This window comes from Streptomyces sp. NBC_00885 (genome assembly GCF_045207475.1).
GTDB lineage: Bacteria > Actinomycetota > Actinomycetes > Streptomycetales > Streptomycetaceae > Streptomyces.
Window position 1 is genome coordinate 2,012,324 of record NZ_CP108796.1, and the last position, 13,615, is coordinate 2,025,938.

1 protein-coding gene (only partly in view) is annotated in these 13,615 nt (G+C 69.9%); it reads right to left on the reverse strand.

All coding sequences use genetic code 11. The features are described 5' to 3' along the window. Window positions 1-13,498, reverse strand: partial view of a non-ribosomal peptide synthase/polyketide synthase gene (locus OHA61_RS08855; RefSeq protein WP_406302579.1) — the 5' portion only. It extends 5,840 nt beyond the left edge of the window; only the first 13,498 of its 19,338 coding nucleotides appear in the window; its start codon is at window positions 13,496-13,498; the stop codon falls past the left edge of the window. Between the last annotated feature and the right edge of the window lie 117 nt (window positions 13,499-13,615).

Here is a 13,615-nt window from a genome sequence, read left to right on the forward strand (position 1 = left end):
CGCCGACCAGGTCCCGCTGCCACAGCGCGTAGTCCGCGTACTGCACCGGCAGCGGCTCCCACGTGGGGGCCAGACCTTCGCAGCGGGCCGCGAACGCTGTGGAGATGTCCCGAGCCAGCGGCGCCATCGACCAGGCATCACCGGCAATGTGGTGCACCGTCACCATCAGCACGTGCTCGTCCGGTCCGGTGACGAACAGCCACGCGCGTACCGGCGCCTCGTGCGAGAGGTCGAAGCCGTATCCGGCGGCCTCGGTGATCGCGGCGGTCAGGTCCGCCGGAGCCACCTCGGTCACGGACAGGTCCCATCCGAGGTCGTCGAGTTCCGCAACGTGCTGGTAGGGCTCGCCGTCGGCCACGGGGAACACGGTGCGCAGCACCTCGTGGCGGCCGATCACGTCGCGCAGGGCGGCGTCGAGCGCCGCCCGGTCGACCTGACCGGTGAGCCACAGGGCCACCGGGTCGTTGTAGGTCGCGCTCGGACCCTCCAGCTGCCCGATAAACCACAGGCGGCGCTGCGCGAACGACAACGGCACCCGCTCGGGACGCTCACCCGCCGTCAACGCCACCCGCGCCCGGTCAGCGCCATCCAGACGCGCCGCCAGCCGCGCCACCGTCGGCGCCTCAAACAGCGCACGCAGGGGTACTTCGACACCCAGCACCGCACGCACCCGGCTGATCAACCGCGTCGCGAGCAGCGAATGACCGCCCAGCGCGAAGAAGTCGTCGTCCACACCGACCCGGTCCACACCCAGCACCTGCGCGAACACCCCACACAGGATCTCCTCCTGCAGCGTGGACGGGCCCCGGTCACCGCGCGCCGCGGCCGTGTAGTCCGGAGCGGGCAGTGCCTTGCGGTCCAGCTTCCCGTTCGGTGTCAGCGGCAACACGTCCAGCAGCACCACCGCGGACGGAACCATGTACACGGGAAGGGATTCGGCGGCGACGTCCCGTACCGCTGCGCTGAGGTCAGCGGCGTCGGCGTCGGGGTCGGCCGGGACCACGTAGGCGACCAGACGCTTGTCACCCGGGGTGTCCTCACGCACGACGACCGCGACCCGGCCGACCGGGGTGAGCGAGGCGACGACCGCCTCGACCTCCCCCAGCTCGATCCGGAAGCCACGCACCTTCACCTGGTCGTCGGCGCGACCCACGAACTCCAGCGTGCCGTCCGGCGACCAGCGCACCGTGTCTCCGGTGCGGTACATCCTCTCGCCCGGCCCGCCGAACGGGCACGCCACGAAGCGTTCCGCCGACAGCCCCGGACGGCCCAGGTAGCCGCGAGCCAGGCCCGAACCCGCGATGTACAGGTCACCTGCCACCCCGGCGGGTGCCGGAGCGAGGGTGGTGTCCAGCACATAGACCTGCGTGTTCGCGATCGGAGCACCGATCGAGGACGCCCGGCCCAAGACCGTCGCCACCTCTGTGGCGGTCGACCAGATCGTCGTTTCGGTCGGGCCGTACAGGTTCGTCACCGAAGCCGTCCGGGCCCGCAAGACGCGCGCCAGCTCGGTCGGCAGCACCTCGCCACCGACCAGGGCTCGGACCCCGGCCAGTACGTCCCCCGCGCCGCCCTCTCCTTCTTCCCCGGGCTCGGACACCAGGGCGTGCCACAGACTCGGCGTGGCCTGGACCGTCGTAGCGCCCGAGGACCGGATCAGCGCGCGCAGCGCCCGCGGGTCCCGGACCACCTCAGGGGTGGCCAGCACGACGCGCGCACCGCCCAGCAGCGGGAGGTACAGCTCCAGTCCCGCGATGTCGAACCCGATCGTGGTCACCGCCAGCAACCGGACGTCCGCGTTCAGCGCGAAGCGCTGCTGCATGGAGGCCAGGAAGTTCACCAGCGACCGGTGCTCCACCACCACGCCCTTGGGGCGCCCGGTGGAACCCGAGGTGTAGATCACGTAGGCCGGGCTCGCCGGCGTCGGCGCCGCCACGAACTCGTCCGCCGTCAGCGGCCCGTCGTCCAGGGCCGCCTTCTCGGCGATCACCGCCTCGTCGTCCAGGGCGATCGCCGGAACACCCGCGACGCCTTCGAATCCGGCCAGCCGCTCGACCAGGTCCGCTCCGGTCAGCACACACCGCACCCCCGCGTCGGCCAGGGTGAACGCGATGCGCTCGGCCGGGTACTCGGGGTCGATCGGCAGGTACGCGGCGCCGGACTTGAGGACGCCCAGCAGCGCCACCACCAGATCGATGCCGCGTTCCATGCAGACCGCGACCACGGACTCGGCGCCGACTCCCCGGCCCACCAGCAGCCGCGCCAGCCGGTTGGCCCGCGCGTCAAGTTCCGCGTACGTCACCTCGGTGTCGTCGCACACCACGGCGACGGCGTGCGGGGTACGCGCGGACTGCGCCGCCAGCAGCTCGGGCAGCGGCGCCCAGGGCACCTCAAGCCTGGTCTCGTTCCACCGCGTGAGCATCCGCTCCCGGTCGGCCCCGTCGAGGACACCGATCGTGTTCAGCGCCGGATCCGAGCCGCCGTCCAGGGCCGTCTCCAGCGCGGCCACCAGACCGTCGGTGGCGGTACGCACCATCGCCGCGACCGTCGCCGGGTCCACCGGCGCCACCGCGTCCACGACCAGCGTCAGGCCCGCGCCGTCGTCGTCGACCGCGACGGCGAGGGGGTAGTTGGTGCGCTCGCGGTTGAAGACCAGGCGGGCGCCCTCCATCCCGGAGGCAGGCCCGTCGTTCACGTCGTCGCCGGTGTTGTGGCGGTAGTTGAGCATCGACGCGAACAGCGGGGTATCACCCTGCACGCCGCTGACCTGCTGGGCCACTGCGAGGGGCGCGTGCTCGTGCTCCAGCAGAGCCGCGAGCTGACCGCGCATCGCGGTCACCGCCGCCAGCGCACCCGTCGAGTCCAGCCGGGCCCGTACCGGAAGCATGTTCATGAACGGCCCCGCCACCCGGTCCGCGCCGGGTCCGGCGTTCATCCGGCCGAACAGGACGGTGCCAAAGACCACGTCGTCCCGGCCGCTGACCACGGCCAGCACCCGCGCCCACGCCACGTGCATCACCGTCGCCGCACTGGCTCCCAGCCGGCGTGCGACCTCACGCACCCGCCCGGACAGCTCCGGCGAGAACTCCAGGCGCGCCTCGACCGCGTCCATGCCGTCACCGCGCACGTCCACGAGACCGTACGGCGCCGTCGGCTCGTCGACGTCGCCCAGCAGCTCGGCGAAGAACCGCTCGTGCTTCCCGCTGTTCAGCCCGGCACGCGCCTGTACGACGAAGTTCCGGAACGGCAGCGGCTCGGGCAGCTCCGCACCACGGCCGCTCAGGACCGTCGCGACCTCGCCGAGCATCACCTCGAGCGCGGTGTGGTCCTGCACCATGTGGTGGACGCGGACCAGCAGCAGCCAACGACCGTCGGCGACCTCCGCCGCATGCAGCTTGACCAGCGGGGCCTGGCCCAGGTCCATCGACAGACCGACACCAGTCAGCAGCTCGTGCACCGGATCCGCCGCCTGCGGGTCCAGCGCCACCTCGGCGACCGACAGCGCCGCCCGCCGCCACACCACCTGCACGGGCTCGCTCAGCCTCCCCTCCCACATGATGGCCGTGCGGAGGATGTCGTGGCGGTTGACGACGTGCTGGAGTGCGTCGGTGAAGGCGTCCAGGCGGGCGCGGGAGTCGAACTCCATGACCGTCGGGGTCACATAGGTATCCTCGCCGCCGTCGGCGAGGAGGTGGTGGAAGAGCAGGCCCTCCTGGAGCGGGGCCAGCGGGTAGATGTCCGCCACGTTCGCCGCGCCGCCTTCGACGGTGGCGACGATCCGCGCCACCTCATCGGCGGTCAGGTCCACCAGCGGCAGCATCTCCGGCGTGATGGTCTGCGCACCCTCGGGGATCGCGTTCGCCGGCACCACGATGTGGTCGGCACCCGCCACCTCCGCAAGCCGCGCAACCGTCGGCGTCTGCAGCAGCGCACGCACCGAGACCGACACCCCACGGCCGCGCAGGATCTCCACCAGCCGGATAGCCAGCAGGGAGTGACCGCCCAGCGCGAAGAAGTCGTCGTCGACGCCCACGTTCTCCAGGCCGAGGACCTCGGCGAAGGCAGCGCAAAGGATCTCCTCGCGGACGCTGGAGGGGCCACGGCCCGAACCCGTCGTGTACTCGGGGGCCGGCAGGGCCTTACGGTCCAGCTTCCCGTTCACCGACAGCGGCAGGGCCTCCAGCACCACCACCGCCGACGGCACCATGAACTCCGGCAGGTGCTGCCCAGCGAACTGGCGTACCTCAGCGGTCAGTTCATCGGCATCCACGTCGTCGGCGGGGACGACGTAGGCGACCAGGCGCTTGTCACCCGGAACGTCCTCACGAGCGACCACAGCGGCCTGCGCGACCAGCGGGTGTGTGGCCACGACGGCCTGGACCTCACCCGGCTCGATACGGAAACCACGGATCTTCACCTGCTCATCCGCGCGGCCCAGGTACTCGACCTGGCCCTCGATGTCCCAGCGGGCCAGGTCACCGGTGCGGTACAGGCGCTCACCGGTCCCGAAGGGGGATGCGACGAAGCGCTCCGCCGTCAGACCCGCACGACCCGCATAGCCGCGGGCCAGCTGAACACCCGCGAGGTACAGCTCGCCACCGACACCCACCGGAACAGGGGAAAGGGAGCTGTCGAGAACGTACACCTGCGTGTTCGCGATCGGACCACCGATCGGAACCACAGTGACGTCCTCACCAGCCGGGCACTCCCAGGCGGTGACGTCGACCGACGCCTCCGTCGGCCCGTAGAGGTTGTGCAACTCCACACCCGTGCCGAACACCTCGAAGAACCGGGCCACTGCGACCGGGGACAGCGCCTCGCCCGAGCAGATCACCCGGCGCAGACCCGTGCACTCGACCGCAGCCGGATCCCGCAGGAACGCCTCCAGCATCGACGGCACGAAGTGCAGCGTCGACACACCCTCCTCACGGATCACCGACGCCACGTAAGCCGGGTCACGGTGACCACCAGGACGGGCAACGACCAGCGACGCACCCTCCAGCAACGGCCAGAAGAACTCCCACACCGACACGTCAAACCCGAACGGGGTCTTCTGCAACACCCGCTCACCCGCCACCAGACCATACCGGGACTGCATCCACCCGAGCCGGTTCACAATGCCCGCGTGGGACACCACCACACCCTTCGGGCGGCCCGTCGAACCCGACGTGAACAGGACATACGCCGGGTGCTGAGGCAGCACCTCACCCCGCTCCGCGTCCGAGAGCGCACCACCGGCAACTCCGGCCGGCGCTTCGGCGGTTGCCGGGCCATCGAGGACGATGGCAGCCGTGCCCTCAGGCAGCGTGTCCGCCAGCGCAGCCGAGGTCACCACACAGTCCGCACCCGAGTCCGCGAGCATGAACCCCACGCGCTCCGACGGCAGATCAGGGTCAACCGGCACATACGCGCCACCCGCCTTCACCACCGCCAGCAGCGACGCCACCAGATCGACACTGCGCTCCAGGCACACCCCGACCACGGACTCCGCACCCACACCACAGCCGATCAGCACCCGGGCCAGACGGTTCGCACGCGCATCCAGCTCCGCATACGACACCTCCACACCCTCGAACACCACAGCAACCGCATCCGGAGTCCGAGCCACCTGAGCCTCGAACAGCCCACCCAGCGTCCCCACCGGCAGCTCGACCGCCGTGTCATTCCACCCCGACACGACCCGCACACGCTCGGCCTCATCGAGCACCCCGACCCGGCTCAGCGGCAGGTCAGAGCCACCCTCCAGCGCCCCCTCCAGCAGCGAAACCAGGCTCTCCGCCGCCGTCACGACCAACGCCGCAACCGCCCGGGGATCAACCGGGGCAACCGCGTCAACGACCAGCCCCAGACGGTCCCCGTCGTCGTCGACGACCACGGCGAGCGGGTAGTTGGTGCGCTCCCTGAAGAACACCACCTCAATGCCGTCGAATATGGCGGCTACGCCTCGGCTGAAGCCGGTGTTGTGCCGGTAGTTGAACATCGACGTGAACAGCGGCGCATCACCCGCCACTCCGCTGGCACTCTGGGCCACGGCCAACGGTGCGTGCTCGTGCTCAAGGAGGGTCGCGAGCTGTCCGCGCATCGCGTTGACCGCGGCCACCACGGTGATCTCGTCGGTCCGCACCCGGACCGGCAGCATGTTCATGAACGGCCCGGGCACCCGGTCGGCCCCGGATCCGGCGTTCATCCGGCCGAAGAGGACGGTGCCGAAGACCACGTCGTCACGGCCGCTCACCGCGGACAGCACCCGCGCCCACGCCACGTGCATCACCGTCGCCGGGCTCGCGCCCAACTGCCGTGCGACCGTGCGCAGTCTGGCCTCCACGTCCGACGGAATGTCGAGCCGCGCCTCGGCCGCATCCATGCCGTCACCGCGCGCGTCCACGAGTCCGAACGGCGTGGTCGGCTCGTCGACGTCGCCCAGCAGCTCGGCGAAGAACCGCTCGTGCTCCGACCGTTCGACCCCGGCACGCGCCTGGGCCACGAAGTTGCGGAACGGCAGCGGCTCGGGCAGCTCCGCACCACGCCCGGCGAGGATCGTCTGCACTTCCTGGAGCAGAAGCTCCAGCGTCGTGTGGTCCTGCACCGTGTGGTGCATGCGCAGCAGAGCCAGCCAGCGACCGTCCGCCACCGAAGCCACGTGGAGTCCGAGCAGAGGCGCCCGGCCCAGGTCCATGGACAGGCCGACGTCCGAGAGCAACTGCTGTACCGGTTCAGTGCCGTTCAGGTCCAGCTGCACTTCCTCAACGGGGAGGGCGGCCTCGCGCCACACCACCTGGACCGGCTCCCGCAGCCCCTCCCACATGATGGCCGTGCGGAGGATGTCGTGGCGGTTGACGACGTGCTGGAGTGCGTCGGTGAAGGCGTCCAGGCGGGCGCGGGAGTCGAACTCCATGACCGTCGGGGTCACATAGGTGTCCTCACCGCCGTCGGCGAGGAGGTGGTGGAAGAGCAGACCCTCCTGGAGCGGGGCCAGCGGGTAGATGTCCGCGACGTTCGCCGCGCCGCCTTCGACGGTGGCGACGATCCGCGCCACCTCATCGGCGGTCAGGTCCACCAGCGGCAGCATCTCCGGCGTGATGGTCGTGGTGCCCTCGGGGATCGCGTTCGCCGGCACCACGATGTGGTCGGCACCCGCCACCTCCGCAAGCCGCGCCACGGTCGGCGTCTGCAGCAGCGCACGCACCGAGACCGACACCCCACGGCCGCGCAGGATCTCCACCAGCCGGATCGCGAGGAGGGAGTGACCGCCCAGCGCGAAGAAGTCGTCGTCGACGCCCACGTTCTCCAGGCCGAGGACTTCGGCGAAGGCAGCGCAAAGGATCTCCTCGCGGACGCTGGAGGGGCCACGGCCCGAACCCGTCACATACTCAGGAGCCGGCAGCGCCTTACGGTCCAGCTTCCCGTTCACCGACAGCGGCAGGGCCTCCAGCACCACCACCGCCGACGGCACCATGAACTCCGGCAGGTGCTGCCCAGCGAACCGGTGCACCTCAGCGGTCAGTTCATCGGCATCCACGTCGTCGGCGGGGACGACGTAGGCGACCAGGCGCTTGTCACCCGGAACGTCCTCACGAGCGACCACAGCCGCCTGCGCGACCAGCGGGTGTGTGGCCACGACGGCCTGGACCTCACCCGGCTCGATACGGAAACCACGGATCTTCACCTGCTCATCCGCACGACCCAGGTACTCGACCTGGCCCTCGATGTCCCAGCGCGCAAGGTCACCGGTGCGGTACAGGCGCTCACCGGTCCCGAAGGGGGATGCGACGAAGCGCTCCGCCGTCAGACCCGCACGACCCGCATAGCCGCGGGCCAGCTGAACACCGGCGAGGTACAGCTCGCCACCGACACCCACCGGAACAGGGGAAAGGGAGCTGTCGAGAACGTACACCTGCGTGTTCGCGATCGGACCACCGATCGGAACCACAGTGACGTCCTCACCAGCCGGGCACTCCCAGGCGGTGACGTCGACCGACGCCTCCGTCGGCCCGTAGAGGTTGTGCAACTCCACACCCGTGCCGAACACCTCGAAGAACCGGGCCACTGCGACCGGGGACAGCGCCTCGCCCGAGCAGATCACCCGGCGCAGACCCGTGCACTCGACCGCAGCCGGATCCCGCAGGAACGCCTCCAGCATCGACGGCACGAAGTGCAGCGTCGACACACCCTCCTCACGGATCACCGACGCCACGTAAGCCGGGTCACGGTGACCACCAGGACGGGCAACGACCAGCGACGCACCCTCCAGCAGCGGCCAGAAGAACTCCCACACCGACACGTCAAACCCGAACGGGGTCTTCTGCAACACCCGCTCACCCGCCACCAGACCATACCGGGACTGCATCCACCCGAGCCGGTTCACAATGCCCGCGTGCGAGACCACCACACCCTTCGGGCGGCCCGTCGAACCCGACGTGAACAGGACATACGCCGGGTGACCCGGAAGCAGAACACCCCGCTCACCAGCCGACAGCACCCCGTCATCCGTACAGGCCAGCACCGACACCGTGTCCGGATCATCGAGCACCACAACAGCCGCGCCCTCAGGCAGCGTGTCCGCCAGCGCAGCCGAGGTCACCACACAGTCCGCACCCGAGTCCGCGAGCATGAACCCCACGCGCTCCGACGGCAGATCAGGGTCAACCGGCACATACGCGCCACCCGCCTTCACCACCGCCAGCAGCGACGCCACCAGATCGACACTGCGCTCCAGGCACACCCCGACCACGGACTCCGCACCCACACCACGGCCGATCAGCACCCGGGCCAGACGGTTCGCACGCGCATCCAGCTCCGCATACGACACCTCCACACCCTCGAACACCACAGCAACCGCATCCGGAGTCCGAGCCACCTGAGCCTCGAACAGCCCACCCAGCGTCCCCACCGGCAGCTCGACCGCCGTGTCATTCCACCCCGACACGACCCGCACACGCTCGGCCTCATCGAGCACCCCGACCCGGCTCAGCGGCAGGTCAGAGCCACCCTCCAGCGCCCCCTCCAGCAGCGAAACCAGGCTCTCCGCCGCCGTCACGACCAACGCCGCAACCGCCCGGGGATCAACCGGGGCAACCGCGTCAACGACCAGGGCGATCCTGGTGCCGTCGTCATCAACAGCGACCGACAGCGGGTAGTTGGTGCGCTCGCGGAAGTACTCCAGCTCGACGCCGTCGAGAATCGTGGTGGTTTCCCGGTTGAGTCCGTTGTTGGGGCGGTAGTTCAGCATCGAGGTGAACAGCGGGCTGTCCCCCGAGACGCCGCTGACCTGCTGCGCCAGCGAGAGCGGCGCGTGCTCGTGCTCCAACAGGGCGGCGAGCTGACCGCGCATCGCGGTCACCGCCTCGACCACACCCAGTTCGTCGACGCGCACCCGGACCGGAAGCGTGTTGATGAACGGGCCGGGCACCCGGTCCGCGCCGGGTCCGGCGTTCATCCGGCCGAAGAGGACGGTGCCGAAGACCACGTCGTCACGGCCGCTCACCGCGGACAGCACCCGCGCCCACGCCACGTGCATCACCGTCGCCGCAGTGGCACCCAGGCGGCGGGCGACCTCGCGGACTCGTTCGGACAGTTCCGGTGCGAGACCCATCAGCGCTTCGACGGAGTCCATGCCGTCACCGCGTGCGTCCACGAGACCGTACGGCGCCGTCGGCTCGTCGACGTCGCCCAGCAGCTCGGCGAAGAACCGCTCGTGCTTCCCGCTGTTCAGCCCGGCACGCGCCTGTACGACGAAGTTCCGGAACGGCAGCGGCTCGGGCAGCTCCGCACCACGCCCGGCGAGGATCGACTCCACTTCACCGAGCAGGATCTCCAGCGCGGTGTGGTCCTCAACGATGTGGTGCAGGCGCAGCAGCGCCAGCCAACGGCCACTGCGCGGCTCAGCTGCGACGTGCAGCCGGGCGAGCGGGGCCTGCCGCAGGTCCATGGACAGCCCGACTTCAGCGAGCAACTGCCCGATCGGCTCAGTGCTGTTCGGGTCCAGCCGCACTTCCTCAACGGGGAGGGCGGCCTCGCGCCACACCACCTGGGCCGGCTCCCGCAGGCCCTCCCACACGATGGCCGTACGGAAGATGTCGTGCCTGTTCAGCACCTGCTGGAGTGCGTCGGTGAACGCGTCCAGCCTGTCCCGTGAATCGAACCCCAGCACGGTGGGCGTGACGTAGGCGTCCTCGCCGCCGTCGGCGAGGAGGTGGTGGAAGAGCAGACCCTCCTGGAGCGGCGTCAACGGGTAGATGTCCGCGACATTCGCGGCGCCGCCCTCGACGGTCGCGACGATCCGCGCCACCTCGTCAGCGGTCAGGTCCACCAGCGGCAGCATCTCCGGCGTGATCTCCAGCGCACCCGCCGGGATGGCATTCGCGGGGACCGAAACCTGCTCCGCGCCGGTTGCCACCGCCAGCTCCGCGACCGTAGGCGACTCGAACAGCGTCGGCACCGACACCCCGTACGAGCGCAGCCGCTCCACCATCTGGACCGCGAGGAGGGAGTGACCGCCGAGTGCGAAGAAGTTGTCGTCGACGCCCACGTTCTCCAGGCCGAGGACTTCGGCGAAGGCGGCGCAGAGGATCTCCTCGCGGACGCTGGAGGGGCCACGGCCCGAACCCGTCACATACTCAGGAGCCGGCAGGGCCTTGCGGTCCAGCTTTCCGTTGACCGAAAGCGGCAGGGCCTCCAGCACCACCACCGCCGACGGCACCATGAACTCCGGCAGGTGCTGCCCAGCGAACCGGTGCACCTCAGCGGTCAGTTCATCGGCATCCACGTCGTCGGCGGGGACGACGTAGGCGACCAGGCGCTTGTCACCCGGAACGTCCTCACGAGCGACCACAGCCGCCTGCGCGACCAGCGGGTGTGTGGCCACGACGGCCTGGACCTCACCCGGCTCGATACGGAAACCACGGATCTTCACCTGCTCATCCGCGCGGCCCAGGTACTCGACCTGGCCCTCGATGTCCCAGCGCGCAAGGTCACCGGTGCGGTACAGGCGCTCACCGGTCCCGAAGGGGGATGCGACGAAGCGCTCCGCCGTCAGACCCGCACGACCCGCATAGCCGCGGGCCAGCTGAACACCGGCGAGGTACAGCTCGCCACCGACACCCACCGGAACAGGGGAAAGGGAGCTGTCGAGAACGTACACCTGCGTGTTCGCGATCGGACCACCGATCGGAACCACAGTGACGTCCTCACCAGCCGGGCACTCCCAGGCGGTGACGTCGACCGACGCCTCCGTCGGCCCGTAGAGGTTGTGCAACTCCACACCCGTGCCGAACACCTCGAAGAACCGGGCCACTGCGACCGGGGACAGCGCCTCGCCCGAGCAGATCACCCGGCGCAGACCCGTGCACTCGACCGCAGCCGGATCCCGCAGGAACGCCTCCAGCATCGACGGCACGAAGTGCAGCGTCGACACACCCTCCTCACGGATCACCGACGCCACGTAAGCCGGGTCACGGTGACCACCAGGACGGGCAACGACCAGCGACGCACCCTCCAGCAGCGGCCAGAAGAACTCCCACACCGACACGTCAAACCCGAACGGGGTCTTCTGCAACACCCGCTCACCCGCCACCAGACCATACCGGGACTGCATCCACCCGAGCCGGTTCACAATGCCCGCGTGGGACACCACCACACCCTTCGGGCGGCCCGTCGAACCCGACGTGAACAGGACATACGCCGGGTGACCCGGAAGCAGAACACCCCGCTCACCAGCCGACAGCACCCCGTCATCCGTACAGGCCAGCACCGACACCGTGTCCGGATCATCGAGCACCACAACAGCGGTGCCCTCAGGCAGCGTGTCCGCCAGCACACCCGACGTCACCACACAGTCCGCACCCGAGTCCGCGAGCATGAACCCCACGCGCTCCGACGGCAGATCAGGGTCAACCGGCACATACGCGCCACCCGCCTTCACCACCGCCAGCAGCGACGCCACCAGATCGACACTGCGCTCCAGGCACACCCCGACCACGGACTCCGCACCCACACCACGGCCGATCAGCACCCGGGCCAGACGGTTCGCACGCGCATCCAGCTCCGCATACGACACCTCCACACCCTCGAACACCACAGCAACCGCATCCGGAGTCCGAGCCACCTGAGCCTCGAACAGCCCACCCAGCGTCCCCACCGGCAGCTCGACCGCCGTGTCATTCCACCCCGAGAGCACCTGGTGGCGCTCCGCCTCATCGAGGAGGTCGGCCCGGCCGACGAGTTCCTCGGGCGACGCCGTGCCGAGCCAATTCACCACGTGCAGGAAGCGTCGGAGTACATCGGAGACCGATGCCGGGTCGTGGACGTCCGGGTTCGCATCGACGTTGATCTGCAGGCCGGACCTGTCGTAGACGTCGATCCGGACGCCGTCGACGGGGCCGGTGGAGAGGTTGCGCGCGGTGGCGGGGGCATCGCCGAACTGCAGGTCGTAGTCGAACGACATGACGTTGATGTGCAGCCCGCACAGGACGCGGTCGACCATCTTCAGGTCGCGGAGGACTTCCTCGTGGCGGTACCGCTGGTGACGCAGACCCTCCCGGACCGCCCGCGACGTCTGGCGGACGGCGTCCGCGACCGTGGTCTGCGGGTCGATCGTCAGGCGGAGCGGGATGATGTTGGAGGTCATGCCGGGGATGCCGGCCTCCCGGTGTCCCGCCCGGCCGCGTACGGGGACGCCGATCACGACGTCCCGCGTGCCGTTGACACGGTGTTCGTACAGGGCCGCGGCGGTGATCAGCAGCCCTGCGAGGTTGGTCCTCAGGCGCCGCGCGGCCGTCTTGAGGGCGGCGGCCTTCTGGATGCCGATGCCGTCCGTGTGCCGGGTCGGGGCGCGCTTGGCTCGGCGAGCCCGGTCGGCGATACCGGTCAGGGTCTCCTGCGACAGGTCCGAGAGGACACCGTTCCAGTACTGCCGGTCCTCTTCGGTCTCGGCGGATGCCCGGTAGGCGTGTTCGGCGTCGATCAGTACGGACACGGGCTCCAGGGCGCCGTCCTCGAGACCGCGGCCTTCCAGGAGCGACCTGTAGATCTCGGCGCCGCGGGTGGCGAGCACCATGCCGCCCAGACCGTCCATGACCAGGTGGTGGACGCGGGTATACCAGAAGTGGAGATCGTTGCCAAGCTTGATGACCGCGTTGGCGGAGAGCGGGGCGCCCACGAGGTCCATCCGGCGGCGCAGGTCGGCGCGCATCCAGTCCTCGGCGGCCGTGCGCGGGTCGGCCTCGTCGCTCACGTCGACGACGTGCACGGGGTAGTCCCGTTCGTCGTGCACGTACTGCCAGGGGGTACCGTCAACCACCCGGATGCGCAGGCGCAGGCTCTCGGCCTCGCGTAGCCTGCGCCGCGCGGCGTCCACCAGCAGGTCGGGATTGGCCGCGCCCCTGATCTCCAGGTATTCGGCGATGCTGAAGCCCCGATTGTCCGGTGCGAGCTGCTGCGCGTACCAAACCGCAAGCTGTCCGGCCATCAGTTCCCGGAGCTCGCCCTCAGACGTAGCCATACCCGCACACTCCAATCGGTTCGAGTCATCGACTGGAACAGCAGGGCCCGCCGCTTCAGGGCATGCCGCATTACCGCCCAGGTCTCTGGATCAAAGCTGTGACCAGGTGGTTCACGC